Below are 26,436 nucleotides of genomic sequence, written 5' to 3'. Positions count from 1 at the left end.
AGGGGGAGCCGTCCCTCCACGCGACCCGCTCACCCCGGAGGCCCACCCATGCCCGAACCACTCACCCCTGCCCAGCTCACCCGTGCGCTCGCCGTCCGGGATCTCACCGATGCGCGGGCCGGAACCCATGCCGTGCAGCTCGTCGTCGGCCAGGCCGTCGATGCGCTCGCCGCCCGATGGCGCTGTGCCGTGCGGTGGTGGCCCGGCGATCGGATCGTCACCGTCGCCGACAACTACGACAACCTCGGCTACGACCCCGCCGACGTCACCCGCGACGCCCGCTACACCCGGTACGTCGACCGCGACCACGTTCTGCGCAGCCACTCCACCGCCATGGTCCCCGCGGCGCTGCGGGCGCTGGCCGCCTGCCCGGCCGACGACGTCCTGCTCGTCTGCCCCGGCGTCGTCTACCGGCGCGACAGCATCGACCGGCTGCACAGCGGCACGCCGCACCAGCTCGACCTGTGGCGGATCACCCGCGGCCCCCGCGGCCGGGCCGACCTCGAGGACATGGTCGCCGCGCTCGTGCCGGACGCGAGGTGGCGGCTCGAGCCGCGCCGCCATCCGTACACAGTGGACGGTGCGCAGCTCGACGTCGAGCACGACGGCCGCTGGGTCGAGGTCGCCGAGTGCGGGCTCGCGCACCCCGCCGTGCTCGCGCGCGCCGGTCTCGGTCCCGGGTGGTCCGGGCTCGCGCTCGGCATGGGGCTCGACCGGATGGTGATGCTGCGCAAGGGCATTCCCGACATCCGGCTCCTGCGGTCGGCCGAACCGGCCGTCGCCGCTCAGCTGACCGACCTCGCGCCCTACCGGCCGGTGTCCGCGCTGCCGCCCGTGCGCCGCGACCTCTCGATCGCGGTCGACGCGGACGACCGGGCCGAAGACCTCGGTGACCGCGTCCGGGACGCGCTCGGCGACGAAGCCGACGTCGTCGAGTCGGTCGAGATCCGCCAGGAGACGCCGTGCGCGGAACTGCCGGCGGCCGCGCTCGCCCGGCTCGGGGCGCACCGCGGGCAGAAGAACCTGCTGGTCCGCCTGGTGCTCCGCCCGCTGGGCGCAACGTTGTCCGACCACGAGGCCAACGTCCTCCGGGACCGCGCGTACGCCGCCCTGCACCAGGGGAGCGGCCACCAGTGGGCGTCAGGCCCGCAAGCCCCGGATCGCGAGAGCGGCGAAACGCCGTGAAGCCGCGACGTGGGCCGCCGGTGACGCGGCCTGGATGCCGCCGTTGGCCATGAGGATCAGGATCACGTCGTCGAGCCCGACGTCCGGGCGCAGGTGACCGGCTTCGCGGGCCCGGCGGGTCAGCTCCGCGATCGACTTCACCGCGCGTTCGCGGTCCGCCGCGAAGTCCAGCGCGTGCGGGAACACCGCTGTGAACGCCGCGGTGAAGCCCCGGTCGCGGGCGTACAGCTCGCACAGGTTCTCGATCACCGAGGTGAAGCCGCGCCCCGGATCGGGGTCAGCGAGTCCTTCGTCGACGATCGCGTAGCACGCGCGCATCTGGTCGGCGAACGCTTCGGTGGCCAGCGCTTCCTTGGTCGGGAAGTGGCGGTACAGGGTCGCCGGGCCGACCTCGGCGCGCCGGGCGATCTCGCGCATCGGCACCGCCAGGCCGTCGGCCGCGAACACCGCGCGGGCCGCTTCGAGGATGCGTTCGCGGTTGTCCCGGGCGTCGGAACGCCGGAGGTGAGGCAAAACCTCGGTCACTCCCTCAGTTTAGCCAACCGGACGGGGGCGTCCGTTACCGTCCGCGTCGATCATGGACCCCGGAACGACGGAGAAGACAGTGAAAGCAGTCGCGGTGCGGGAATTCGGCGGCCCTGAAGGGCTGGCCGTCGTCGACCTCCCGGCCCCGGACCCGGCCGGCGGGCAGGTACTGGTCACCACTGAGGCAATCGGCGTCGGCGGTGTCGACGCGCTGATCCGCAGCGGCGCGCTCGCGGCCTACGGCTTCCGGCCCGGGCACGTCCTCGGCGGCGAGATCGCCGGCACGGTGGCCGCGGTCGGCGAGGGCGTCGACCGGGCGTGGATCGGACGGCGGGTCTGGGCCTTCGCCGGTGTCGGCGGCGGGTACGCCGAGCAGGCGGTCGCCCCCGTCGAGACGCTCGTCCTGCTCCCGCCGGCCCTGTCACCGGTCGACGCGGTGACGCTCGGCAGCTCCGACATGGTGGCCCACTTCGGCCTGCGCCACGCCCGGTTCGCCCCGGGCGAGTCGGTGCTGGTGCGCGGCGCGGCCGGCGGCATCGGGACCATGGCGGTCCAGCTGGCGGCCCGCGGCGGGGCCGGGGCGATCGCGGTGACGACGTCGTCGCCCGAGCGCGGCGAACGGCTGCGGGAGCTGGGCGCGACGCACGTGCTCGGCCGCGACGGCGGGGGCGCGGAGGGCTTCGACGTCATCCTCGACGTCGTCGCCGGTCCGGACCTCCCGTCGTTCTTCACCAAGCTCAACCCCAACGGCCGTCTGGTGGCCGTCGGGATCATGGCCGGCGAGCCGCCCGCGGACTTCGGGAAAGAGCTGTTCACGGCGTTCCGCCGGTCGTTGTCCTTCGCGACCTTCAGCGCGGACACCGTGCCCGTGGCCGACCGGTCCGCCGCGATCGCCGACCTCTTCGCCGGTGGCCTGCGGGCGGTCGTGCACGAGGTGCTGCCGCTGGAGCGAGCCGAGGCGGGGCACCGGAAGCTGGACGCGGGCGGGGTCTTCGGCCGGCTCGTGCTGACCACGGCGAGCTTCAGCGGAGCACGCGGTACCGCAGGTGCGTGACCGATGGCGTCGTGCGTGAGTCCACCTGCTCGAGGTTCAGCGGCGGCACGCCGTCGAACAGCCGGACGCCGGCGCCGAGGGTGAACGGCGAGACGTGCAGCCGCAGCTCGTCGACCAGGCCCGCGGCGAGGTACTGGTTGACGGTGGTCGCGCCGCCGTGGACGGAGATGCCGCCGTCGCCGGCCGCTTCGCGCGCGCGGTCCATCGCGGCCTCGATGCCGTCGGTGACGAAGTGGAACGTGGTGCCGCCGGCCATCGGCTGCGGGTCGCGCGGGTGGTGGGTGAGCACGAAGACCGGGCCGTGGTACGGCGGGTTTTCGCCCCACCAGCCCGTCCACGGCCGGTCCCACGGGCCGCGCACCGGGCCGAACATGTTGCGCCCCATGATGAACGCCTTGGCGGTGAGCATCCGGTCGAACTCGGCCGGGTGCTCGTCGTGGCCTTCGCCGTACCAGGCGTGCAGCCGGTCGCCCCAGCCGTCGCCGCCGTCGTCGCCGAACGGGCGCTGCTCGGTCTGGTTGAGCCCGGCCGCGTAGCCGTCGAGCGTGATCGTGAGATCGCAGGTCACCGTCATCGTCGTGCCCTCCTCGGGGATTCGCACCAGGATGGACCGGGCCGGACATGACGTCCAATGCCAATCGCGGTGTCGAAGCATTGATATCTTCGATGAATGCTCAGCCTGGTCCAGCTCAAGGTCCTGGCCGCGGTGGCCCGGCACGGGTCGGTGACCGGCGCGGCCCGCGAGCTCCACTATTCGCAGCCGTCGGTGAGCCACCACCTGTCCCGACTGGAAGCGGCCACCGGCGCCAAGATCGTCCAGCGCGTCGGCCGCGGCATCCGCCTGACCCAGGAAGGGCGGCTGCTCGCCGACCGCGCGGCCGAGATCGTCGGCCGCGTCGACGCGGCGGCCACCGAACTGGCCGCCCAGATCGGCCTGCGCGCCGGGCGCGTCCGGCTGGCCGCGAACGCGTCCGTGCTGAGCACCCTGGTCCCGAAAGCGGCCGCCGCCCTGGCGCGCGACCACCCGGGACTGGAGCTGAGCCTGGCCGACCAGCACCCGGCGGAGGCCCTGGACCTGCTGCGCCGCGGCGACCTCGACGTCGCCCTGGTCTTCCAGTACGCCGGTTCCCGGCTCGAGGGGGAGGGCTTCCGGTTCCGCCACCTCGCCGACGACCCGATCCACATCATCAGCCGCCACCCGGGCGACACGCTGGCCGCCCACCGCGACTCCGCCTGGATCGGCGGCTGCGACCACTGCCGCGCGGAGCTGGACGCGGTGTGCGGCCGAGCGGGCTTCACCCCGCGAATCGCTGCGCACAGCGACGACATGGTGGTGGTCCAGTCCCTGGTCGCGGCGGGCACCGGCGTGGCCACGCTGCCCGGCCTCGCCCTGGCGGCCCACCGCCACCCGGACATCCACGCGACCGAGCTGCCGGGCGCCCACCGCCGCATCCACGCGGCCACGTACGGCGATCCCCCGGACCCCCCGGCGGTGGCCGCGGTCCTGGCGGCGCTGGTCCGGGCCGCCACCCCGGCGGACAGCTAGCCCCTTCAGCCGCTCTGTCGAGTGTGCTGCTGGGGGATGCCGCGTTCCCGGCGGTGGATCGAGTCGCAGCGTGAGCACGCTGTCGGTACCCCGTGGTCCCGGCGTTGATCAAGCGGCCGGAACGTGGCGGAGGCGGTGACGCCGCACAGCATCATGACGCTCTGCCCGGCCTGCGGGATGCCGGTCAGCCGGGCACGGTGCCATTCCCCGTCGACGATCGGGTGGATTCCCTCCGGGTCGATGTAGATCACCGCCTTCGGGTCGGAGCCTGGGCAGGTTCGCGGAGTGAGCAAATGATCACGCATGGTCAGGAAATCTACAAACGCGCAGTTCACAAACGTTTCCTTGGAGGAAACCCGGCTGAGTAGCATGTCCGCATGGACTCGATCGGCGTGACGATTCGACGGTTCCGCCGCTGGCGCGGTATGTCGCTCGACCAGCTGGCCGGCCTGTCCGGCTTGTCGAAGGGCTACCTGTCCAAGATCGAGAACGAACGCTCGGCGATCGACAAGCGCTCGACACTCGTGGCGATCGCCGGGGCGTTGCGCGTCAGCTTGTACGACATCACCGGCGACGGACTGGAGATCCGCGACCCGCAGGCGGGCACCGCCGTTCCGGCGATCCGCGACGCGCTGCTGAGCACGGACCTCGAGGGCGCGGAATCGCCGGTCGGTGAGCTCGCTGCGCTTCTGTCGGAGACGCAGTTGCTGGCCGCGCTCCGGCAGGCGAACCAGGATGCCGAGGTGGGTGCTCGGCTCCCCGATCTGCTGGTGGCACTGCACACCCACGTGGACAAACCCGAAGCGTTGCGTTCGCTGGTGACCGCCACCCACACCGCCGCGCTCCTCACGAAGGGACTCGGTGCGTTCGAGCTGGCCTGGATAGCCGCGGATCGGGGACACGAGGCCGCGCAACGGCTGGGGGAGCCCGGCTGGATCGCCTTGGCCGAGTTCGCGCGCACGCAGGCCCTGTCGGGGCTCGGCGCGCACCGGCGTGCGGCGAAGCTCGCCGAACGAGCCCTCGACGGTGTCCCGGCTGATGCCTACGACGTGCGCGGTGCACTCACCTTGACCACCGGGTACACCGAGTCCGTGCTGGGTGGGGACGCGACCGCGGCCCTCGATGAAGCGGCCGGGCTGGCGGAGCACGTCGAACACGGGAACAAGAACTTCCTGCTGTTCAGTCCGGTCAATGTCGTCCTCTGGCGTATTTCGTCCGCGCTCGAGCGCGGGGACCACGCCGAAGCCGCGCGGCTCGCCGACCGCATCGATCCGGGGGAGCTGGCCATCGATTCGCGCCGGACGACGTTCCTGATCGAGCACGCACGTGCGCTCTACGGCATCCGCAGGCCGGACGAGGAGGTCGTCGCACTGCTCGTCCGCGCGGAGAAGCTCGGGCACATCCGCACCCGGAGCAATCCCTTCGTGCGAGAGATCATCTCGACCATGCTCGCTCGGACGCGCCGGGAAGGCGTCGCCCGCGAGGTGCGGGGCATGGCGGACCGGATGGGGCTCCTCAAGACGGCTTGACGCGATCCCTCGTCCGGGCCGCCACCTCGGCGGCGGGCGGACCGTAAGGTGTCCGGCATGACTGATCGGCTCTACTTCCGGCAGCTGCTCGCCGGCCGCGACTTCGCCGTCGGGGATCCGGTGGCCACGCAGATGCTGAACTTCGCCTACCTGATCGGCGACCGCGAGAGCGGGGACGCGGTGATCGTCGATCCCGCCTACGCCGTGCGGGATCTGCTGGACGTGCTCGAGAACGACGGGATGCGGCTGACCGGGGTGCTCGCCACGCACCACCACCCCGATCACGTCGGGGGCGAGATGCTCGGCTTCTCGCTCCCCGGGATCGCCGAGCTGCTGGCCGTCGAGCAGGTGCCGATCCACGTCAACGGGGCCGAGACCGAGTGGGTGCGGCGGGTCACCGGGGTGTCCGGGACGGACCTGTGCGCGCACGACCACGACGACGTCCTCGAGGTCGGTGCCATCCCGATCCGGTTGCTGCACACGCCCGGGCACACGCCGGGCAGCCAGTGCTTCCTCGTCGAGGACAAGCTCGTCTCCGGGGACACGCTGTTCCTCGAAGGCTGTGGCCGCACCGATTTCCCCGGCGGGGACGCCGAAGAGATCTACCGCAGCCTGCAGGCGCTCGCCGGGCTGGCCGGGGATCCCGTCGTCTACCCGGGGCACCAGTACTCGGCCGAGCCGTCGGCCGCGCTGTCGGAGGTCAAGCGCAGCAACTTCGTCTACCGGCCGCGGTCGCTCGACGAATGGAAGGTCATGTTCGGCGGCTGAGCCAAGCCGTTCCACGGGCTGAAACGCGGGGCGTTCACGGAGTGGGCGCGGATTGACTTCCCTTCCCAAGGGCCGGAAGGTCGGGGCCACGCAATCGAAGAAACCCCCGTCCCCGGGAGAAATCCGTGTCGATTTCCACCACGGGCGTGCTCGCGCGCGCCCGGCCGGCCGGCCACCGGCCACCGCGCAAGGCGCGGCGCCTCGACCTCCGGCGCTGGATCAGCCCGGTGGTGCTCGTGGCCGCCTGGCAGCTCGCGAGCGCCACCGGCGTCCTGCCGCCCGACAAGCTCAGTTCACCGTGGACGGTCGTGCAGGCCGGTGTCGAGGTCGCGCGCAGCGGCGAACTCGGTGACGCGTTCGCGGTTTCGCTCGGCCGGGTCGGCGCCGGGTTCGCGATCGGCGCCGTCGTCGGGGTGGTCCTCGGCATCGTCTCCGGGCTGTCCCGCTGGGGTGAGGTGCTGGTCGACCCGCCGGTGCAGATGCTGCGCACGCTGCCGTTCCTCGGCCTGATCCCGCTGTTCATCCTGTGGTTCGGCATCGGCGAGGAAACGAAGATCGTGCTGGTCGCGCTCGGCGTGGCCTTCCCGCTTTACCTCAACGTCCACTCGGGAATCCGCAGCGCCGACCCGAACCTCGTCGAAGCGTCGCGGGCGCTCGGGTTCAGCCGCGCGGAACGGCTCTGGCACGTCGTCATCCCCGGTGCGCTGCCGCAGGCGCTCGTCGGGCTGCGGCAGTCGCTCGGCATCGCCTGGCTCGCGCTGATCGTCGGCGAGACCGTCAACGCCGACGCCGGCGTCGGCTACCTCATCAACAACGCGCGGGAGTTCCTGCGCACCGACGTCGTGGTCGTCGGCCTGGTCCTGTACGCCCTGCTCGGCCTGGTCACCGACGCGCTGGTCCGGCTGCTCGAACGGAAGGTGCTGCGGTGGCGAACCCGGTAGCCGAGGTCCGCGACCTCACTAAGCGGTTCGGCGACCGCACCGTCCTCAGTGGACTCGATCTGACCGTGGAGCGCGGCGAGTTCGTCGCCCTGCTGGGCCGCAGCGGGTCCGGAAAGTCTACGTTGCTGCGCGTCCTGGCCGGGCTCGACGGCGACGTCGAGGGCGGCGCGGAAGTCACCGGCACGGTCTCGGTCGCGTTCCAGCAGCCGAGACTGCTGCCGTGGCGGAAGGTCTGGCGCAACGTCGTCCTCGGCCTGCGCCAGGACGGCGTCACCAGGTCCCGCGACCGGGCACTGGCCGAGAAAGCGCTCGCCGAGGTCCAGCTGACCGAGCACGCCGACGACTGGCCGCTCACGCTCTCCGGCGGCGAGGCGCAGCGCGTGTCGCTGGCCCGCGCGCTGGTGCGCGAACCCGACCTGCTGCTGCTCGACGAGCCGTTCGGCGCCCTTGACGCGCTGACCCGCATCGCGATGCACGGCCTGGTGCTGGACCTCTGGCGGCGGCACCGGCCCGGCGTGCTGCTGGTGACCCACGACGTCGACGAGGCCCTGCGCCTCGCCGACCGGGTCCTGGTGCTCGACGGCGGCCGGATCGTGGCCACCCACCGGCCGCGCGAAACCGACGACCACGACGACCTCCGCCGCCGCGTGCTGGCGGACCTGGGAGTGACCGAAGATGCTGTGGCGTAGGGGAGTGGCCGCGGTCGCGGCCGCGGTCGTGCTGGCCGGGTGCGGCTCGGCGACCGGTACCGACCAGGCGGCCGTGCCGGGCCCGGTGAGCGCGGCGGACCTGGCGAAGGTGACGCTCAAGGTCGGTGACCAGAAGGGCGGCGTCAAGTCGCTGCTCACCGCGGCCGGTCTGCTGGCCGGGACGCCGTACAGGATCGAATGGGCCACCTTCACCTCCGGCCCGCCGCTGCTGGAAGCCGCGTCGGCCGGTGCGATCGACACCGGCCGCGTCGGCAACACGCCGCCGATCTTCGCGGCCGCGGCGAAGGCGAAGATCAAGGTGATCAGCGTTTCGCGCAGCAACGTCGAGCGGGAGGCCGTGCTCGTCCCGCCGGATTCGCCGCTGCGCGGCGTGGCCGAGCTGAAGGGCAAGACGATCGGTGTCGGCAAGGGCACCTCGGCCCACGGCCAGCTGCTGAACACCCTGCACAACAACGGACTGTCCACAAAGGACGTGAAGCTGAACTTCCTGCAGCCGGCGGAGGCCTATGCCGCGTTCACCCAGCACACGATCGACGCCTGGGCGATCTGGGACCCCTACACCGCGCAGGCGCAGCTCGAAGCGCACGCCCGAGTGCTGGCCGACGGTCGCGGTGCCTCCAACGGCCTCGGGTTCCTGACCGCGGGCACCGTCGCGCTGGCCGACCCCGGCAAGAACTCGGCGTTGCGCGACTTCGCCGTCCGCGTGGTCAAAGCGCAGAAGTGGGCCGACACGCACCGGGCGGAATGGGCGGCGGCCTGGGCGAAGGAGACCGGACTGAAGCTCGAAGTGGCGCAGAAGGCGGTCGACGCCGGGCGTGACCTGCCGATCGCGCTGGACGACTCCGTGATCGCGTCCGAGCAGCAGCTCGCGGACGCGTTCACCGAAGAGAAGACTTTGCCGGGCAAGGTGGACTTCGCGGCGTTCGCCGACCGGCGGTTCGCCCCTGACCTGGACCAGGCGAGGAGCAACGGATGAGCATCAGGCTGCACTGGTTCCTGCCCACCAGCGGCGACGGCCGCACGATCGTGGAACGCTTCCACGCCAACCGGTCCCAGGGCCCGTCGGCGCAGCGTCAGCCGGATCTCGACTACCTCGCCCAGGTCGCCCGCGCCGCCGAGCGGCAGGGCTTCGAAGGGGTCCTGACCCCGACCGGCACATGGTGCGAGGACGCGTGGCTCACCACGGCCGCGCTGATCCGCGAGACGACCCGGCTGAAGTTCCTGGTCGCGTTCCGGCCCGGCGTCATCTCCCCGACGCTCGCCGCCCAGATGGCGGGGACGTTCCAGCGCCTGTCGGCCGGGCGGGTGCTGCTCAACATCGTCACCGGTGGCGACGCCGTGGAGCAGCGGCGCTTCGGTGACTGGCACGACCACGACGCCCGCTACGCGCGCACCGACGAGTTCCTGACCATCGTGCGCGGGGTCTGGTCCGGGCAGCCGTTCACGTTCGAAGGCGAGCACCTGCGCGTCGAAGGCGCGACGACGCTGGCCGCGCCGGACCCGGTCCCGCCGATCTACTTCGGGGGCTCGTCACCGGCCGCGCTGCCGGTCGCGGCCCGGCACGCCGACGTCTACCTGACCTGGGGCGAGCCGCCCGCGCAGGTCGCGGAGAAGATCGGCAAGGTCCGCGAGCTGGCGGGCGACCGGCCGATCCGGTTCGGCGTGCGGCTGCACACGATCTCCCGCGACACCTCGGCCGATGCCTGGGCGGAGGCGCAGAAGCTCCTGGACGCGTTGAGCCCGGAGCAGGTCGCCAAGGCGCAGGCGCAGCTGGCGGCGAGCGAGTCGGTGGGGCAGCAGCGGATGGTGGCGCTGCACGGCGGCCGGACCGACGGCGGCGTCCGCGGCCTGGAGATCCACCCGAACCTCTGGGCCGGTGTCGGCCTGGTCCGCGGCGGCGCCGGGACCGCGCTGGTCGGCAGCCACGGCGAGGTCGCGGACCTGATCGAGGAGTACCACAGCGCCGGCGTGACCGAGTTCGTGCTGTCGGGCTACCCGCACCTGGAGGAGGCGTACTGGTTCGGCGACGGCGTCCGGCCGGAGCTGGCGCGGCGCGGGCTGATCAAGGAGTTCTAGGCCCAGCGGGTCGAGGCGTAGACGACGATGTTGTCGCGGTACGAGCGTTTCGCCGCGTCGAAGCTGCCGCCGCAGGTGATGAGCCGCAGCGCGCTGCCCGGCGCGGGCCCGTACACCGCGTCGGTCGGGAACGCGTCCTTCGGGTAGCGCTGGACGGCGTCCACGACGAACCGGGTCTCCTGGCCGTCCGAGCGCGCGACGAACACCTGGTCGCCGCCGTGCAGGTCGCGCAGCCGGAAGAACGGCGCCGGTCCGGCGCGGGAGTCGACGTGCGCGGCGATCACCGCCGGGCCGGGGTCACCCGGCACCGGTCCGGCGGCGTACCAGCCGACGTCCTGGAAGCGCGCGGGCGCTTCGAGCTGGTGGTCCGCGCCGAGCCCGAGCGGGACGAGCGCGGGTGCGTCGACGCCGATGGCGGGGATGCGCAGCCGCACCGGGCGGACGTCGGCCGCGGCGGGCAGCGGCAGGGGCCCGGTCGCCGCCGGGGGCGCGGACGGGGCCCGGACGGCGGGTGGCGGTGCGGCCGGGGCCGCCGAGCAGCCTCCGGCCAGCAGCGCCGCGACGAGCAGCGCGCCGAGGTCAGCGCGCACGAGCCGCCCGGCGTCCCCCGAGCAGCGCGGCCAGCAACCCCACCGCTGCCAGCGCCGGCCAGAGCGGGGTACCGGACGACGGCGCGGTGCCGCCACCGCCGGTCTCGACGCCCAGTTTCGGCGGTTCGGGCAGCGAGGCGCCGTCGGCGATGGCGTTCGCCTTCAGCGCTCCGGAGTTCTCGGTGACCAGCAGCGTCGTCGACGAGCCCGCCTTGACGTCGACGTCGGCGGCCGACTTCACCGCCCCGCCCGAGAGCTGCAGCGGCCAGCGTCCCGCCGCAACGTCCACATAGGACGACGTCTGGCCGTAGGCCGCGTCCCTGGCGAGGGTGACGCCCTGCGGTCCGGCCACGGTGACCGGCGCGATCGCCGCCGACCCTTCGACCACCCGGACCCGGCCCTTGCCGGCGGCGGGCGCGCTGAGGTCGTCGGTGACCAGGTCGCCCTTGAGCGTGCCGTCCGGGCCGTTCGCGAACACCAGCAGCGAGTAGGCGCTGCGCTCGGCGACTTCGATGGTGGCCGACAGCGCGGGCGGCGTGCTCGACGAGGCGTCGGCAGGCCGCATCGACAGCGTGTACTTGCCGGGGTCGAGCGAGGAGTACGGCGTGACGGCGCCGTAGCCGGCCTTGCGGATGACGACCTTTTCGGCTTGCCCGAAGGGGGCGAAGTAGATGTCCACCGGCGGGACCTTCGGCGACAGGTGGCCGACCCGGATCCAGCCGACGCCCGGGCCGGGGGCGGTCGCCGCCTCGGCCGTCACCGGCGCCAGCGCGACGAGCAGGAGGGCCGCGGCGGTCAGCCCGCCGGGTCTGAGCAGTCTGGACGGGAGGGTGCGCATGGGAGGTCCTTTCGCCGTCAGGGGGAGGAGAACGGAACCAGCAGTCCCGGGGGTGCGAACAGCGGGTAGGTGACGAGCACGCCGGCCGCGGTCTCGGTGACCGAGGTCGGGCGGAACAGGTCGCGCTGGCCGGTGTAGAACGCGGCCACGGCGTCCTTGCCCGCCGTCAGGAGCACCTGGCGGCGCGGCTGGCCGGCGGGGTCTTCGCCGGGGACGGCGGGGAACGCCCCGACGCTGACCGGGCGGAGCGCCGCGAGCGCGGCGATCGTCGCGATCAGCCGCGGGTCGACCTGACCGGCGCGCAGTACGGCGGCGGCGTCCGGGGGCAGGGTGATCCGGGCCGACGCCGCGAGGGCTTCGCCCGCGTGGGTGCGGGCGGACTCCTCCGACGGCGCGGCCGGGTCGGCGGCCGGCAGGCCGAGGCGGGACACGGTGACCGCGCGGTCGCCGGTGCCGAACACCGCGGTCGCGCCGGCCTCCGCCAAGGCGGTGCCGATGGCGGGGTAGCGGCCACGGAGGTCGGTGGCGCCGTCCGCGAAGACCGCCCATTCGACCGGCGGGCAGGTGGCCGCGCACGCGGCGGGCGGGACGAGCAACCCGGTCGGCCAGCCGGCCTTGGCGAGCTCGGCCCAGGCGCCGTCGTCGACCAGCACCCGGGCGCCGGAAGCGTTGGCCCGCAACCACTCCTGCGCTTCGGTGAGCGGCCCGCCGCGGTCGGTCGTCGGCCGCAGGGCCGGGTAGCCGTAGGTCCAGCCGGCGGCGACCACGGCGAGGAGGACGACCGCGGCCAGCGCCCGGCCGGGACCGCGGCCGGGGTTCCACCGGTGCGCCGAGACGGGTTGCCGCGACAGGGCTTGGACGAGCGCGGCCAGCAGCAGCGGGGTGAGCGGCAGCAGCAGCGCGAGCACGGCGGTGTCCGGCACGCCGGGAACGAGCAGGGCCGCCACGAGGAGCAGGCCGGACACCGCGAACGGCCGCAAGGCGGTCACGGCCAGCGCGGCCACCAGCGCCACGGTCGAGAGCACCGCCCACGCCGGGTCGAGGGCGACCCAGTCGGCGACCGACGGGCGGCCGCTGTCGGCGAGGTGCGGCCGGAGGGCGGCGGCCGCCGGGCCGAACGCGATGCCCAGCCCGAGGTTGAGCAGCACCGCCACCAAGGCCGCGCGGGCCGGCGCGCGCCGCACCAGCAGCCAGCCCGCCGCGGGCAGGAAGACCAGCGCCAGCGGCGAAGTGAGCACGGCCGCGAGCAGGCAGGCCGCGGCCAGGGCATCGTGGCGGATCCGCGCGCCGGGTTTCGTGATGAGGACCAGCGCGCCCAGCGCCCACACCACCGCCAGGTGCTCGACGACGACCAGCCGCTGCAGGCCGAGCGCGAGCGGGGACGCCGCGAGCAGCAGCACCGCGGCCGCGGCCGCCCACCGCGTCAACCCGAGCCGGCGCGCCAGGAACCAGAGCAGCAGGGCGCTGAGCACCGCGGCGATGAGCACGGCTTCGCGGACCGCCGCGAGTGCCGTCGCCGACCGCCCGAACGCGTCGGTGACCATCGTGTAGGCCGAGAGCTGCCACCAGCCGAACCGGCTGATCCCGGCGCCGCCGGCGTCGGTGAACGGGGTGAGGTGGCCGAGCGCGTAGGCGTGGGCGACGTTCGCGGCTTCGGCGGGCAGGGCCGGCGCGGGCGCGGCGAGGTACAGCACCCGCAGGCCGCCGGCCAGCGCCAGGAGCGCGAGCACGACGTCGAGCGACAGCAACCGGTGCGCGGCGGAGGAGCCGGTGACCGCCGGCCCGGGAATCGTCGCGGGGGAGCGGCCCGGGCCGGTCGTTTCCGCGCTGTGCTGGGCCATTGGACGGATCGTAGCCGCTCCCGATCACCGGTCCAGCTCGGGACGATTATGTCAGCCGGACGGCCTATGCACCGCGAAACCCTTGTCCGGCAAGATTATTTCCGACTGTCGCGAGTGGAGCCGGAGAGTGTCCGGGTCAACGCGAGTGCCACCGTCCGGACGGCGGGCGCAACCCGTTCGGTCCGCATCCGGTTGGCCCACCCGGAAATCGAGACGGCGGCGACCGCGACGCCGCGCGAGTCGAGCAGCGGGCTGGCCGCGCACACGACGCCGACGCCGGATTCCTCGCGCTCCAAGGCGATCCCGTCCTCCCGGATCCGCGTGAGCTGCCGTCGGAGCAGGCCGGGCGCGGTGATCGTCTTCGGGCTCATCCGGGGCAATCCGGCGTCGATCACCTGGTTCACCACGGATTCCGGAGAAAAGGCGAGGATCGCCTTGCCGACCCCGGTGGCGTGCGCGGGGAACCGGCCGCCGATGCGCGAGGGCAGCGTCGGCGCGTCCGGGCCGCGCAAGACGTCGAGGTAGACGACTTCGGTGCCTTCGAGGATGGCGAGGTGGACGGTGTTGCGCGTCGCCTCGCGCAGGTCGGCGAGGTAGGGCCGGGCCGCCTCGACCAGTCCCCGGCGGGGTGAGGCCAGTTGGCCGATTTCGAACAGCCGCAGCCCGAGCCGCACCGCGCCGGCTTCGCGCTCGAGGAGGCCGGTGCCGGTGAGGTGCCCGACGAGGCGGTGCACCGTCGTCTTCGCCAGCCCGGTCCGGCGGGCCAGTTCGGAGACGCCCAGGGTCTCGTCGCCCGGCCGGAAGGCTTCGAGGAGCGCGGCGAGCCGGGCCGCGACGAGGCCGTCGCCGCTCACGCCCTCGTTCCGCCCAGCGGTACGCATGGGTTGAGTGTGCCCGATCGCCCGCGCGACTGTCACCAGGTCGGAGGTGAGGTCAGTGATCGTCGGCGCCGAGCACGAGTTTCACGCAGTGGGCGACGAGCCGCTCGCGCGAGACCTTCAGCGATCCGTCGAGGTAGGCGATGAAGACGTTGCTCAGCGCGCCGACCAGCCCGACAGCGACCATCTGGCGTTCGGTGTCGTCGCCGTGGGACAGCTGCTCCCCGACGAGCGCGGCGAAGACCGGCAGCAGGTGCAGGCCCCGGCGGGTCAGCGCGGGGTCGGTCAGCGGGGCGAGCAGCAGGACCCGGCCCTGGCGCGGGTCGTCGACGATCAGCTCGACGAACGCGCGCACGGCGTTCTCGGCCCGCAGGACCGGGCTCGGCGCGTCCCGCACCGCGGCCACGAGCGCCTGCCGCGCCTGCTCGCCGACGTGCTCGTACACCGCGGCGACCAGCTCTTCGCGGTCGGCGAAGCTCTCGTAGAAGTAGCGCTCGGTCAGCTTCGCGTGCCGGCACACCGCGCGGACGCTCGTCCCGGCCGACCCGTCGGTGCCCAGCAGTTCGAGGCCGGCGGCCACGAGCTGCTCGCGCCGCTGCGCCTTGCGGTCGTCCAGGGTCGTGCCCGCCCACGTGCGGCCCGGCATGATCACTCCTCGGTTGACTACGTGTGTTGTCAGATCCTAGCCTGACAACAGCCGTAGTCAGTTCGACTCGACTAGGAGCCGCCGATGGACGCCCCCGAACCGCTGGGCCCCGACTCGCTGACGTGGAAGTACTTCGGCGACTGGCGCGGCCTGCTCATCGCGCTGTGGGCCGGGTCGATGCAGAACATGCACCCCGGTCTCGGTGCCGGCGTCGAGCAGCACTCGCGGTTCTTCGAGGAGCGCTGGCAGCGGCTGTTCCGCTCGCTCTACCCGATCGGCGGCGTCGTCTACGACGGCCCGCGCGCCCACGCGACCGCTCTGCAGGTCCGCGGCTACCACGACCGCATCAAGGGTGTCGACGCCAAGGGGCGTCGCTACCACGCCCTCGACCCCGACACCTACTACTGGGCGCACTCGACGTTCTTCGTCAGCACGATCCTCATCGCCGACCACTTCATGGGCGGGATCGGCGAGGCCGAAAAGCGCCGGCTGTTCGACGAGCACGTCACGTGGTGGCGGATGTACGACATGACCATGCGGCCGGTGCCGGAGAGCTGGGCGGACTTCCAGCGCTACTGGAAGCACATGTGCGCCGAGGTCCTCGAGGACAACAAGGCCACCCGCGACGTCCTCGACCTGCGCGGGATCGCGAAACCGCCGTTCCTGCCGTGGCTGCCGGACCCGCTCTGGCGGCCGCTGAGCGCGCTGATCGCGAAGAACTTCGTCTGGCTGACGACCGGGCTCTACGACCCCGAGATCCGCGACCTGCTCGGCCTGCGCTGGTCCGAGCGCGACGCGCGCCGGCACCGGCGGGCCGGGAAGCTGATCAACGCCGTGTTCAAGCTCGTCCCGCACGACCGCCGCTACCACCCGCGGGCCCGCGCCGGCTGGCGCCGCGGGCGCGGCGAGGTGGCTCCCGGCGCGCCGGTGGTCGAGACTCCACGGAGGAACCTGCCCCCGCTGTCCGAGCGGGGCAAGCCCGAGCACTACGCGCCGAACGTCTAGGAGGCATTCGTGAAGCTGGGATTCCACGTCGGGTACTGGGGCAGCGGCCCGACCCCGGGCGCGCTGGAGGCCGTGGTCAAGGCCGAGGAGCTCGGCTTCGACTCGGTGTGGACGGCGGAGGCGTACGGCTCGGACGCGTTCACGCCGCTGGCCTGGTACGGCGCCTCGACCAGCCGGATCCGCCTCGGCACGAACATCGTGCAGATGTCCGCGCGCACCCCGACGGCCACGGCGATGAGCGCGATGACCCTCGACCACCTCTCCGGCGGCCGGATGGTGCTCGGGCTGGGTGCGTCCGGCCCGCAGGTCGTCGAGGGCTGGTACGGCCAGCCGTACCCGAAGCCCCTCGCCCGGACGCGGGAGTACGTGGACATCGTCCGGCAGGTGATCGCCCGCGAGGCCCCGGTGACGCTCGACGGCCAGCACTTCCAGCTGCCGTTGCGCGGGGGGACGGGGCTGGGCAAGGCGCTGAAGCCGACGGTGCACCCGCTGCGCACGGAGATCCCGATCCACCTCGCCGCGGAGGGCCCGAAGAACGTCGCGCTGGCCGCGGAGATCGGCGACGGCTGGCTCCCGCTGTTCTTCTCGCCCAAGAGCAACGGGTTCTACAAGGCGGCGCTGGAGGAGGGCTTCGCGCGGGAAGGGGCGCGGCACACCCTGGAGACGTTCGAGGTCCCGTGCTCGATCCCGGTGCTCGTGCACGACGACGTCGAGGAGGCGGCGTCGTGGATCAAGCCGTCGCTGGCGCTGTACATCGGCGGGATGGGCGCGAAGAGCGTGAACTTCCACCACGACGTCTTCGCCCGGCTGGGGTACGAGGACGTGGCGGACAAGGTGCAGGAGCTGTACCTGGCCGGGCGCAAGGAGGAGGCGACGGCCGCGATCCCGACGTCGCTGGTCGAGGACACCTCGCTGATCGGGCCGCCGGCGAAGATCCGCGACGAGCTGCAGGCCTGGGAGGAAACGGTGGTGACGCAGCTGCTGCTGCGCGGGGACGCGGCGACGCTGACGAAGATCGCCGACGCGCTGGGCTGACCGGGCCTGAAGGGGACTTTCCGGCACCCTCATGGCTCGAAAAGCTGGGGCCCCCGGCAAGTCGTGCGCGTCTGCCCGGGGTCGCGGGTCGTCGTGAACGGGTCGTTCATGACGTCTGGCGAGGTGAACGACCCGTTCATGGCCTTGCGAGCCGCCGGTGGCCGCTGTGATGTCGCGAATGACTCATTGGGAACCTCCGAGGTCCCCAATGAGTCATTCGCGACCTTGGTGGAGCGTCGTCACCGGACCGGGAATCTGCCGAGGCTCTGGCTCTGAAGCCATGAGGGTGCCCCTCATGGCTCTCGGGGTCGGCACTTTTGCCGGGTTGCCCGGGTAACCGGGGTCACGTACGGTCCCGACTAACGCGAAAGTCGTTCACGTTAGTCGGGAGACCGTATGCGGGTGAGTCGTCGTACCGTGCTGGCCGGAGCCACCGCGCTCCCGTTCGCCGCCGCGCTCGGGGCGAGAACCGCCGAGGCTGCCGAACCGGCGCTGCAGGTGGGCGTGGGCATCGGCGACGTCACCGGGCCCGCGGCCGAGAACGGCATGATGGGCTACTCCATGCCGCAGCAGCAGACCGCCGGCATCCACCTGCGCACCCGGGCGCGCGCCTACATCGTCGACGACGGCACCCGCCGGATCGTCTTCGTCACCGCCGAGCTGGGCGCGCTGTTCCAGTCCGTCCACCAGGGCGTCCTGCGCGAGCTCGCCCGGAAGTACGGCGACCGCTACAGCGAGCAGAACGTCCTGCTCAACGCCACCCACACGCACTCGGCGTGCGGCGGCGACTCGCACTACGCGGCGTACGACCTGTCGATCCTCGGCTTCCAGCAGCAGACCTACGACGCCGTCGTCGCCGGGATCGTCGACGCGATCGGCCGGGCCCACGACGACCTCAAGCCCGGCGAGCTCAGCCTCGGCCGCACGGAGCTGACCGAGGCCAGCGCCAACCGGTCCCGCGTCGCCTTCGAGCGCAACCCCGACAAGGACCACTTCCCGCTCTCGATCGACCCCGCGGTGACCGTGCTGCGGTTCCGCCAGGGCGGCCGGGACGTCGGCGCGATCACCTGGTTCGCCACCCACGGCACGTCGATGAGCAACGGCAACCACCTGATCAGCAGCGACAACAAGGGGTACGCCGCCTACGCGTGGGAGCACGACCACGCCGGTGTCCGCTACCTCGACGGCCCGCCCGGGTTCGTCGCCGCCTTCGCCCAGACCAACTCCGGCGACATGACGCCGAACCTGAACTTGCAGCCCGGCACGCCCGAGACGGAGTTCGAGAACACCCGGCGCATCGGCGAACTCCAGTTCCAGGCGGCGAAACGCGCGTTCGACGCGGCGGCCGAGCCGATCACCGGCGGCGTCGACCACCGGCTGACGTACGTGGACATGTCCGCCGTCGACGTCGGCCCGGAGTTCACCCCGGACGGCCGCCCGCACCGCACGTGCACCGCCGCGATCGGCGTCTCCATGCTGGCCGGCAGCACCGAAGACGGCCCGGGCCTGCCGCTGCCGGAGGGCGTCAAGAACCCGTTCATCGACTGGCTCGGCGGCATCGACGCGCCGATCCCGCAGGCCTTGGCGGACGCGCAGGCGCCGAAGGTCGTCGCCGTGCCGTTCGGCGCGATGAAGCCGTACCCGTGGGCGCCGGAGGTGCTGCCGCTGCAGATCGTCCGGATCGGGCAGCTGCACCTGGTCGCCGGGCCCGCCGAGTACACGATCGTCGCCGGGCTGCGGATCCGGAAGACCGTCGCGTCGACGCTCGGCGTGCCGCTCGAGAACGTCCTGATGCAGGGTTACTCGAACGCCTACAGCCAGTACGTGACGACGCCGGAGGAGTACGACTCGCAGCAGTACGAAGGCGCGTCGACGCTCTTCGGCCGCTACACGCTCCCGGCGTACCAGCAGGAGTTCGCGAAGCTCGCCGCCGCGCTGAAGGCGGGTACCGAGGTGCCGCACGGCCCGGTTCCGCGCGACCTGCGCGGCAAGCTCGTCAACTTCCAGCCCGGGGTCGTCTTCGACAGCGCTCCGCTGCTCAAGAGCTTCGGCGACGTCGTCACCGACGCGAAGAGCAGCTACCGGCGCGGCGAGCAGGTCGCGGTCGCGTTCGTGACCGGCCACCCGAAGAACGACCTGCGCCGCGACGGGACGTTCCTGGAGATCCAGCGGTACGCGGACGGCCGCTGGGTCCGCTACGCCGACGACGGCGACTGGGCCACGAAGTTCCGCTGGACCCGGACGTTCGTGAGCGAGTCCCGCGCCGAAGTCACGTGGGACATCCCCGCGAACACCCCGGCAGGCAAGTACCGGGTGGTCCACTTCGGCGCCTGGAAGCACGGGATCACCGGCGCCATCGCCCAGCTCGGCGGGACCTCCCGCGCCTTCCTCGTCTCCTGAAAGGACCCCGCGTGCGCAGGACCGCCATTCTCGCCGCCGCCGTCGTCATCGCCGCCCTCACCGCCGCGCCCGCCCGGGCCGCGGACGCCACGGTGAGCGTGCTGAGCTTCAACCTCTGGCAGCTCCCGTGGATCGCCAACCCGAACACCTCCGACAAGGAAGCCCGGGCGCAGGCCGCCGAACAAGTCATCCGCACCCAGGACACCGACGTCGTCGTGCTCGAAGAAGCGTTCAGCGCGCAGGCCGAGGACCTGCGAGACCGGCTCGTGGACGCTTACCCGTTCCGGACGCCGCTGGTCGGGCAGTCCTGTTCGACGTCGCCGGGCTGGACGTCGGTGAGCGGGAACTGCTCGAACTCGCCGGTCGTCGTCAACGGCGGGGTCACCGTCCTCAGCAAGTACCCGATCACCGAGAGGCACCAGCTCGTCTACCGGAACTCCTACTCCGGCACCGCCGACTACCTGTCGAATAAGGGGGCCGCGCTGGTCCGGATCTTCGCGCACGGCAAGGCGCTCTGGCTCGCGGGCACCCACCTGCAGGCCGACGAGGGACCCGAGACGCTGCCCAAGGCGCACGCGGTCCGGCTGGCGCAGCTGGGCGAACTCCGCGACCTGACGGCGGCCCGCGTCCCGGCGGGGGACGCCGTGGCCGTCGCCGGCGACCTCAACATCGAGTACTGGGCCGGGCAGGACCGCCGCGACGCGGCCGGGCGCACCCAGGCCGAGCAGGGGGGAGCGGCGCTCGGCGGCACGCTGCGCACGACCGGCGCGGGGGAGTACACCTTCGACGCGGCGACCAACCCGGCCGCGGCGAAGTCCGTCCCGGCGACCTACCGCGATTCGCTGGACTACGTCGGCTCGGTGCGACGCGCCGAGGTCGGCCCGGTACGGCTGGTGCATTACGACGGTGGCACGATTCCCTCCGACCACTACCCGGTGCGGGCCGAGATCCACTACTGATCGCAGCATCGGGATCCGCTCTGCGAGGAGGACCATGACGACGCTGTCCGGCCGGACGAGGTTCCGCTATTCGCTCGGCTCGTTCGTCACCGGGTCCTTCGGGACGGTCCCCGGCCTCGTCCTGGTCAAGTACCTGACCGACACGATGGCCGTGCCCGCGGGCTGGGCCGCCGCGATCGTGTTCGTGCCCAAGGCCTGGGACGTGCTCTTCAACCCGATCGCCGGCCGGCTGTCCGACGCCGATCTGCTCAAGACCGGCAGCCGGCGGCGGTTCCTGCTGATCGGCGGCATCGGCGTCGCGATCCTGTTCGCCGCGATGTTCGCCCACCCGGGGTTCGGGAGCCCGCTGCCGGACGCGCTGTACGTGGCGATCGCCTTCGCCACGTGCGCCACGGCGTACGCGTTGTTCCAGGTGCCGTTCAACGCGCTGCCCGCCGAGCTGACCGAGTCGGCGACCGAGCGCACGAAGCTCACCAGCGTCCGGATCGGCGTGCTGGCCGTGACGATCCTGATCTGCGGCGGCGGTGCCCCCGCGATCAGCACCGGCATCGGCGGGGTCACCGGCTACCGGGTGATGGCGGTGGTGATCGGGCTGATCGTGCTGGCCGCGACGCTGCTGGTGTACTTCGGGCTGAAGGACGCGCCGGTCGGCTCGCTGCGGCCCAACACGGTGAGCCTCAAGGAGCTGGTGCGGACGCTGGCCGGCTGGCGGCCGTTCCGCTGGCTGCTCGGGACGTACTTCATCCAGGCGCTGGGCATCGGCACGGTGCTCGCCGCGATCCCGTTCTTCGCCCAGCGGATCCTCGGCAGCGAGGGCTACGGGACGATCCTGTTCGTCATCTTCGTCGGCCCGGCGCTGGTCACCATGCCGCTGTGGCCGCGCCTGGGCGACCGGGTCGGCAAGCTCAACGGCTTCCGCCTGGCCACCGCGGCCTTCGCGATCGGCCTGCTGGGCCTGGTGTTCGCGCAGTCGATCCCGCTGTTCGCGTCGTTCGTGTTCGTGGCGCTGTGCGGGGTCGGGTACGCGGGGATCTCGGTGTTCCCGCTGGCGATCCTGCCCGACCTGATCACGGCCGAGGAGGAGCGCACCGGCGAGACGCGCGCCGGGATCGCGGCCGGCGTGTGGACCGCGGGGGAGACGCTCGGGCTGGCCTTCGGCGGCGGCCTGTGGGCGCTCATCCTGGCGTTCGGCGGGTACGTGTCGAGCACGGACGCCACGGTCTTCCAGCCGCACAGCGCGATCGTGGCGATCCTGATCGGGTCGTCGATCATCCCCGGCGTGCTGATCGCACTGGCCCTGCCGCTGCTGCGGCGCAAGGTCCTGGAGCCGCGCCATGAACCCGCCTGAGGACGTCCTCGCGGCGCTGCGGGAACTGCGCGCGGGCGACCTCCCGACCCACGGCGGCCGCACCCTGGCGTACGTGTACGACAGCGGGCTGTCCGAAGTGGACTCCCTGGGTGCTGCCGCGCACGCGCTGGCGTCGTCGGCCAACGGCCTCGACCCGACGGCGTTCCCGAGCTTGCTGCGCATGGAGAACGACCTCGTCGCGGCGGCTTCGTCGGTGCTCGGCTCGGTGCCCGGTGTCGTCGGCTCGGTGACGTCCGGTGGCACGGAGTCGTGCCTGCTGGCGGTCCTCGCGGCCCGCGACGCGCACCCGGAGATCGCGGCGCCGTCGATCGTGCTGCCGACCACCGCGCACGCGGCGTTCCACAAGGCGGCGCACCTGTTCGGGCTCCGCCGGATCGATGTCCCGGTCGACCCGGTGACGTTCCGCGCCGACCCGGCGGCGATGGCGGCGGCGATCGACGACTCGACGGTGCTGGTGGTGGCGAGCGCGCCGTCGTACGCGCACGGCGTCCTCGACCCGATCGAGGAGATCGCGGCCGCGGCTCTCGAACGCGGGGTCCGGATGCACGTCGACGCGTGCATCGGCGGCTGGGTGCTGCCGTACTTCGCCCGCCTCGGCGCGGACGTCCCGGCGTTCGACTTCCGCGTCCCCGGCGTCACGAGCATCTCGGTGGACCTGCACAAGTACGCGTACTGCCCGAAGGGCACGTCGGTGCTGCTGCACGCGTCGGCGGAACTGCGGCGCTCGCACTACTTCGCGAGCGCGTCCTGGCCCGGCTACACGATGCTGAACACGACGATCCAGAGCACCCGCTCGGGCGGCCCCCTCGCGGCGGCCTGGGCGGTGGTCCGCCACCTCGGCGAGGACGGCTACCTCGGCCTGGCTTCGTCGGCGCGTTCCGCCGTGTCGCGCATCCGGGCCGGGATCGCCGACATCGACGGTTTGCGCGTCCTGGGCGACCCGATCTCGACGCTGATCGCGTTCACCGGCGACGACGGCTTCGACCTGTTCACGGTGGCGGACGAGATGAAGGTGCGCGGCTGGTACGTCCAGCCGCAGTTCGCCCACCTGGCGTCCCCGGTGAACCTGCACCTGACGGTGACGGCGGCGAACCACGGCAGCGAGGAGGAGTTCCTGACCGACCTCGCGGCTTCGGTCGACGCGGCGCGGTCGGCCGGCCCCGTGGTCATCGACCCGGCGGTGGCGGAGTTCGTGGCCGCCCTCGACCCGGCGACGCTGACGTCGGAGCAGTTCGCGGGCCTTCTCGCGGCCGCGGGCCTCGGCGGCGCCGCCGGTCTGCCGGACCGGATGGCCCCGATCAACGCGCTCCTCGCAACGGCATCGGCGCCGTTGCGGGAGCGTCTCCTGCTGGAGTTCCTGGGCGCGCTCTACACACCCTGAATCACTGGTTCCGCGAAGCCAGCCCCGCGGGGGCGGACTTGACCGCCGCGTGGATCGCGTCCGCCAGGGCCAGTGCGTCTTCTTCGGTGAGTTCGAGGGCGACCCGCGCCGAGGCGCCCAGCTCCGGGTTGCGGAAGTCGATGTTGACCGTGTGGCCGTACGGCGCGTGGACCGGGTGGTCCACGTACACGGTGCCCTCGGTCAGCCGGAACCAGCCGCGGGCGCCCTTGCCGCTGCCTTCGAGGGCGAACTTCTCGGTCAGGTAGGTGCACATGAGCTGTCCTCTCAGGCGGTGAGCGTGCGGGCGTAGAAGTCGAGGATGCGTTCCCAGCCGTCCGTCGCGGCTTCGGGGCGGTAGCTCGGGCGGTCGACGGAGAAGAACGAGTGCCCGGCGCCCGCGTAGGTGTGGAACTCGTGCTCCTTGCCCAGCTTCTCCAGCTCGGCCGCCAGGACCGCGACCTCGTCGGGGCCGGGGAACTGGTCGTCGGCGCCGAAGATGCCCAGCAGCGGGCACGACAGCTGCGACGCCAGGCCGAGCAGCGGCTTCATCTGCTTCATGGCCTCCGGCGGGTCGTTGACGACGAACGCGCCGTAGCAGTCGACCGCCGCGTCGACGTCCAGCGAACACCCGACCAGGAAAGCCTGGCGCCCGCCGGAGCAGTGGCCGATGACGCCGATCCGGCCGTTCGCGGTCTCCAGCGCGCGGAGGTAGTCGGCCGCGCCGGAGACGTCGCCGACCAGGCGGTCGTCCGGGACGCCGCCGGACGCGCGGACCGTCGCCGCCGCGTCGTCCGGGTCCGCGCCCGGTGCTTCGCGCGTGTAGAGGTTGGGGCAGAGCGCGTTGTAGCCCTCGACGGCGAAGCGGCGGACCATCTCCTTCGTCGCCGCGTCGTAGCCGGGCATGTGGTGGATCACCACGACCCCGCCGCGCGGGGTCTCGTCGGTCGGCTTGGCCAGGTACGCCTCGAGCTCGTCCCCGCCGTGGCCGGTGATGGTGACGGTCCCGGCGACGATCTCGTCGGTCATCGGTTCTCCTTCGATCCCTCGGGGGTGTGGAAGTAGCGCTTGCCGCGCGAGGCGGACGCCACCGCGGCGACGACGGCCATCGCCGCGGCCGCGGTGAACACGACCACCAGGCCGTGGTGGAACGGGCCGGACACCAGCTGCGGGAAGAACTCCCCGCCGGTGAGGGTGGCCCGGTCGGCGGGCGCGAGCCCGGCCAGGACGTCCGGGCCGAGCAGGTGCCCGACCGGGTTGCTGCCGAGGAAGGCCGCGAACAGCGTGCTCACCGGCGGCAGCCGGGCGACGCCGTCGGCGACGGGCGCCGGGACGCCGTGGGCCTGCAACCCGCTGGTGAGCGTCTGCGGGAGGGACGACGCGAGCCCGGCGATCATCAGCGAGAAGAACACGCCGATGGACAGCGACGTGCCGGAGTTCTGGAACGTCGCCCGCATGCCCGAGGCGACGCCGCGCTGTTCGGTCGGGACGCTGCTCATGATGGCCGAGGTGTTCGGCGCGGAGAACATGCCCTGGCCGATCCCGCTGACCACGAGCAGCGCGGCGAACAGGGGGTAGGGGAAGTCCACCGGCAGCGTGAGCAGGCCGAGGAACGCCGCCGCGACCAGCAGCAGCCCGCCGGTGGAGAACAGCCGCGCCCCGAACCGGTCGGACAGGTACCCCGACACCGGGCCCGCGAGGAGGAACCCGACGGTCAGCGGCAGCAGGTGGATGCCGGCCCACAACGGCGTGCGCTCGTAGTCGTAGCCGTGCAGGGGCAGCCAGATCCCCTGCAGCCAGATGATGAGCATGAACTGCATGCCACCACGGGCGACCGAAGTCAGCAACGCGGCGACGTTGCCGGCGGCGAAGGCGCGGATCTTGAACAGGGAAAGCTGGAACATCGGTGCCGCCACCCTGGTCTCGATGACGCCGAACAGCAGGAGCAGCAGCACGCCGGCGCCGATGCCGCCGAGCACCCACGGGCTGCCCCAGCCGGTCGCCGCGCCGCCGTAGGGCTGGATGCCGTACGTGATCGCGGCCAGCAGCAACGCGGTGCCGGCCGCGAAGGTGACGTTGCCGCCCCAGTCGACCTTGGCGCGCTTCGGCGTCCCGACCTCGCGAAGGCTGCGGATCGACCAGATCGTGCCGAGCAGCCCGAACGGCACGCTGACCCAGAACACCGCGCGCCAGTCGATTTCGGCGAGGAGCCCGCCGACGACCAGGCCGAGGAACTGCCCGGCCAGCGCGGTGATCTGGTTGACGCCCAGCGCCATCCCGCGCTGCCGCGCCGGGAACGCGTCGGTGAGGATCGCCGCCGAGTTCGCCGTCAGCATCGACCCGCCGACGGCCTGCACGATCCGCCAGCCGATCAGCCACAGCGCGCCGCCGCCGGCGTGGAACGGGTCGAACGACAGCGCCACCGACGCGGCGCTGAACACGACGAAGCCGAGGTTGTACATCTTGACCCGGCCGAACATGTCGCCGAGCCGCCCGAGCGTCACCACCAGCACGGCCTGCACGAGCAGGTAGCCGAGGATCATCCAGAGCAGGTAGCCGATGTTGCCGGGCGCGAGCGGGTCGAGGCCGATGCCGCGGAAGATCGCCGGCAGCGAGATGATCACGATCGAGCCGTCGAGCGCGGACATCAGGACGCCGAGCGTGGTGTTCGACAGCGCGACCCACTTGTAGCTCACAGGTGGTCCGCCAGCCGCTCGATGAGCGGGATGGCCGTGATCAGCTCGTGCCGCTCGGCCTCGGTGAACTGCCCGGCCAGCGCGGCCGCCATCTTCCCGGTGGTCGCCGAGCGGCGGTCGGTGAGCAGCTTGACCCCGGCCCCGGTGACCGACATCAGCACCTTGCGGCCGTCGGAGTCGTCCTTGCGCCGTTCGACGAGCCCGCGTTCGACCAGCCCGGCGAGGGTGACGCCCATGGCCTGCGGCTTGACGCGTTCGAGGTCGGCGAGGCAGCCCGGGGTGGCCGGGCCCTCGCGGTCGAGCCGGGACAGGACCGACCGCTCGGGCAGGGTCAGCTCGCCGACGACGTACCCCTGCCGCAGCCGCCGCACCAGCCGCCCGAGGGCGACGCGCAGGTCGGTGCTCGCCTGGAGGAGGTCTTCGTCCGTCACGATCGTCAACCTAGACTGATAAACCTGGGTTGATCA

At 72.5% G+C, this 26,436-nt stretch carries 27 protein-coding genes; 15 read left to right on the top strand and 12 right to left on the bottom strand.

Annotated elements, in window-relative coordinates:
* The first annotated feature begins 48 nt into the window (after window positions 1-48).
* A complete protein-coding gene (locus AB5J73_RS37490) occupies window positions 49-1,185 on the top strand; it encodes a hypothetical protein (protein ID WP_370963548.1) in 1,137 nt (378 codons plus the stop codon).
* Here the strand turns inward: AB5J73_RS37490 and AB5J73_RS37485 are convergent.
* Entirely contained in the window at window positions 1,141-1,710 is a 570-nt protein-coding gene (locus tag AB5J73_RS37485; RefSeq protein WP_370963547.1) for a TetR/AcrR family transcriptional regulator, read from the bottom strand. The genes AB5J73_RS37490 and AB5J73_RS37485 overlap by 45 nt on opposite strands.
* 79 nt (window positions 1,711-1,789) lie before the next feature.
* Here AB5J73_RS37485 and AB5J73_RS37480 point away from each other — a divergent pair, with 79 nt between their 5' ends.
* Window positions 1,790-2,764, top strand: a complete 975-nt coding sequence (locus AB5J73_RS37480; protein ID WP_370963546.1) for a zinc-binding dehydrogenase — start codon at window positions 1,790-1,792, stop codon at window positions 2,762-2,764.
* On the opposite strand, the gene AB5J73_RS37475 is transcribed toward AB5J73_RS37480, so the two are convergent.
* Window positions 2,733-3,338, bottom strand: coding sequence for a dihydrofolate reductase family protein (locus tag AB5J73_RS37475; protein WP_370963545.1), 606 nt, complete (start codon window positions 3,336-3,338; stop codon window positions 2,733-2,735). The two genes, AB5J73_RS37480 and AB5J73_RS37475, sit on opposite strands and share 32 nt — an antisense overlap.
* 96 nt (window positions 3,339-3,434) lie before the next feature.
* On the opposite strand from AB5J73_RS37475, the gene AB5J73_RS37470 reads away from it, so the two are divergent.
* A complete protein-coding gene (locus AB5J73_RS37470) occupies window positions 3,435-4,310 on the top strand; it encodes a LysR family transcriptional regulator (RefSeq protein ID WP_370963544.1) in 876 nt (291 codons plus the stop codon).
* Window positions 4,311-4,315: 5 nt separating this feature from the next.
* On the opposite strand, the gene AB5J73_RS37465 is transcribed toward AB5J73_RS37470, so the two are convergent.
* Window positions 4,316-4,681 (bottom strand): hypothetical protein, encoded by a 366-nt coding sequence (locus AB5J73_RS37465; protein ID WP_370963543.1) that lies wholly within the window; start codon window positions 4,679-4,681, stop codon window positions 4,316-4,318.
* Between the two features lie 6 nt (window positions 4,682-4,687).
* Here AB5J73_RS37465 and AB5J73_RS37460 point away from each other — a divergent pair, with 6 nt between their 5' ends.
* From AB5J73_RS37460 to AB5J73_RS37435, 6 genes are all read left to right on the top strand, one after another.
* The gene (locus AB5J73_RS37460; RefSeq protein ID WP_370963542.1) at window positions 4,688-5,839 is read left to right on the top strand and encodes a helix-turn-helix domain-containing protein; all 1,152 of its coding nucleotides are present in this window, start codon (window positions 4,688-4,690) and stop codon (window positions 5,837-5,839) included.
* 57 nt (window positions 5,840-5,896) lie between these two features.
* Entirely contained in the window at window positions 5,897-6,607 is a 711-nt protein-coding gene (locus tag AB5J73_RS37455) for an MBL fold metallo-hydrolase (protein ID WP_370963541.1), read from the top strand.
* A gap of 125 nt (window positions 6,608-6,732) precedes the next feature.
* Window positions 6,733-7,548, top strand: a complete 816-nt coding sequence (locus tag AB5J73_RS37450) for an ABC transporter permease (protein WP_370963540.1) — start codon at window positions 6,733-6,735, stop codon at window positions 7,546-7,548.
* Window positions 7,533-8,237: an ABC transporter ATP-binding protein gene (locus AB5J73_RS37445; protein ID WP_370963539.1), complete on the top strand. Its 705-nt coding sequence runs from the start codon at window positions 7,533-7,535 to the stop codon at window positions 8,235-8,237. The genes AB5J73_RS37450 and AB5J73_RS37445 overlap by 16 nt, the downstream gene beginning before the upstream one ends.
* Window positions 8,224-9,234 (top strand): ABC transporter substrate-binding protein, encoded by a 1,011-nt coding sequence (locus AB5J73_RS37440; protein ID WP_370963538.1) that lies wholly within the window; start codon window positions 8,224-8,226, stop codon window positions 9,232-9,234. Before AB5J73_RS37445 ends, AB5J73_RS37440 begins: the two co-directional genes overlap by 14 nt.
* The gene (locus AB5J73_RS37435; protein ID WP_370963537.1) at window positions 9,231-10,334 is read left to right on the top strand and encodes an LLM class flavin-dependent oxidoreductase; all 1,104 of its coding nucleotides are present in this window, start codon (window positions 9,231-9,233) and stop codon (window positions 10,332-10,334) included. Before AB5J73_RS37440 ends, AB5J73_RS37435 begins: the two co-directional genes overlap by 4 nt.
* Here the strand turns inward: AB5J73_RS37435 and AB5J73_RS37430 are convergent.
* The 5 genes from AB5J73_RS37430 to AB5J73_RS37410 form a co-directional block, all read right to left on the bottom strand.
* Entirely contained in the window at window positions 10,331-10,924 is a 594-nt protein-coding gene (locus AB5J73_RS37430; RefSeq protein ID WP_370963536.1) for a class F sortase, read from the bottom strand. The genes AB5J73_RS37435 and AB5J73_RS37430 overlap by 4 nt on opposite strands.
* Window positions 10,914-11,762 (bottom strand): DUF4397 domain-containing protein, encoded by an 849-nt coding sequence (locus AB5J73_RS37425; RefSeq protein WP_370963535.1) that lies wholly within the window; start codon window positions 11,760-11,762, stop codon window positions 10,914-10,916. The genes AB5J73_RS37430 and AB5J73_RS37425 overlap by 11 nt, the downstream gene beginning before the upstream one ends.
* Window positions 11,763-11,779: 17 nt before the next feature.
* Window positions 11,780-13,603 (bottom strand): glycosyl transferase, encoded by a 1,824-nt coding sequence (locus AB5J73_RS37420; RefSeq protein ID WP_370963534.1) that lies wholly within the window; start codon window positions 13,601-13,603, stop codon window positions 11,780-11,782.
* Window positions 13,604-13,698: 95 nt separating this feature from the next.
* Window positions 13,699-14,484, bottom strand: coding sequence for an IclR family transcriptional regulator (locus tag AB5J73_RS37415; protein WP_370963533.1), 786 nt, complete (start codon window positions 14,482-14,484; stop codon window positions 13,699-13,701).
* Between the two features lie 52 nt (window positions 14,485-14,536).
* Window positions 14,537-15,127 (bottom strand): TetR/AcrR family transcriptional regulator, encoded by a 591-nt coding sequence (locus AB5J73_RS37410; protein ID WP_370963532.1) that lies wholly within the window; start codon window positions 15,125-15,127, stop codon window positions 14,537-14,539.
* A gap of 84 nt (window positions 15,128-15,211) precedes the next feature.
* Here AB5J73_RS37410 and AB5J73_RS37405 point away from each other — a divergent pair, with 84 nt between their 5' ends.
* The 6 genes from AB5J73_RS37405 (at window position 15,212) to AB5J73_RS37380 (ending at window position 23,276) form a co-directional block, all read left to right on the top strand.
* Window positions 15,212-16,132, top strand: coding sequence for an oxygenase MpaB family protein (locus AB5J73_RS37405; RefSeq protein ID WP_370963531.1), 921 nt, complete (start codon window positions 15,212-15,214; stop codon window positions 16,130-16,132).
* A 9-nt stretch (window positions 16,133-16,141) separates the two neighbouring features.
* Window positions 16,142-17,167 carry an LLM class F420-dependent oxidoreductase gene (locus AB5J73_RS37400; protein ID WP_370963530.1) on the top strand — a complete coding sequence of 342 codons (1,026 nt, stop codon included), beginning with the start codon at window positions 16,142-16,144 and terminating at the stop codon, window positions 17,165-17,167.
* 396 nt (window positions 17,168-17,563) lie between these two features.
* Window positions 17,564-19,567: a neutral/alkaline ceramidase gene (locus tag AB5J73_RS37395; RefSeq protein ID WP_370963529.1), complete on the top strand. Its 2,004-nt coding sequence runs from the start codon at window positions 17,564-17,566 to the stop codon at window positions 19,565-19,567.
* Between the two features lie 11 nt (window positions 19,568-19,578).
* The gene (locus AB5J73_RS37390) at window positions 19,579-20,526 is read left to right on the top strand and encodes a sphingomyelin phosphodiesterase (protein WP_370963528.1); all 948 of its coding nucleotides are present in this window, start codon (window positions 19,579-19,581) and stop codon (window positions 20,524-20,526) included.
* A gap of 34 nt (window positions 20,527-20,560) precedes the next feature.
* Window positions 20,561-21,874, top strand: a complete 1,314-nt coding sequence (locus tag AB5J73_RS37385; RefSeq protein ID WP_370963527.1) for an MFS transporter — start codon at window positions 20,561-20,563, stop codon at window positions 21,872-21,874.
* Window positions 21,861-23,276, top strand: a complete 1,416-nt coding sequence (locus AB5J73_RS37380; RefSeq protein ID WP_370963526.1) for an aspartate aminotransferase family protein — start codon at window positions 21,861-21,863, stop codon at window positions 23,274-23,276. Before AB5J73_RS37385 ends, AB5J73_RS37380 begins: the two co-directional genes overlap by 14 nt.
* Window position 23,277: 1 nt before the next feature.
* On the opposite strand, the gene AB5J73_RS37375 is transcribed toward AB5J73_RS37380, so the two are convergent.
* The 4 genes from AB5J73_RS37375 to AB5J73_RS37360 are packed head-to-tail and all read right to left on the bottom strand — an operon-like array spanning window position 23,278 to window position 26,400.
* On the bottom strand, window positions 23,278-23,550 hold the full coding sequence (locus tag AB5J73_RS37375) for a DUF6295 family protein (RefSeq protein WP_370963525.1): 273 nt from the start codon (window positions 23,548-23,550) through the stop codon (window positions 23,278-23,280).
* 11 nt (window positions 23,551-23,561) lie between these two features.
* A complete protein-coding gene (locus AB5J73_RS37370; protein WP_370963524.1) occupies window positions 23,562-24,302 on the bottom strand; it encodes a dienelactone hydrolase family protein in 741 nt (246 codons plus the stop codon).
* Window positions 24,299-25,969, bottom strand: coding sequence for an MFS transporter (locus AB5J73_RS37365; protein WP_370963523.1), 1,671 nt, complete (start codon window positions 25,967-25,969; stop codon window positions 24,299-24,301). Before AB5J73_RS37365 ends, AB5J73_RS37370 begins: the two co-directional genes overlap by 4 nt.
* Window positions 25,966-26,400, bottom strand: coding sequence for a MarR family winged helix-turn-helix transcriptional regulator (locus tag AB5J73_RS37360; RefSeq protein WP_370963522.1), 435 nt, complete (start codon window positions 26,398-26,400; stop codon window positions 25,966-25,968). The genes AB5J73_RS37365 and AB5J73_RS37360 overlap by 4 nt, the downstream gene beginning before the upstream one ends.
* Window positions 26,401-26,436 lie beyond the last annotated feature (36 nt).

This window comes from Amycolatopsis sp. cg9 (genome assembly GCF_041346945.1).
Taxonomy (GTDB): domain Bacteria; phylum Actinomycetota; class Actinomycetes; order Mycobacteriales; family Pseudonocardiaceae; genus Amycolatopsis.
The sequence above is the reverse complement of the archived record's forward strand: the minus strand, read 5'-3'. Positions and strand labels throughout refer to the sequence as shown.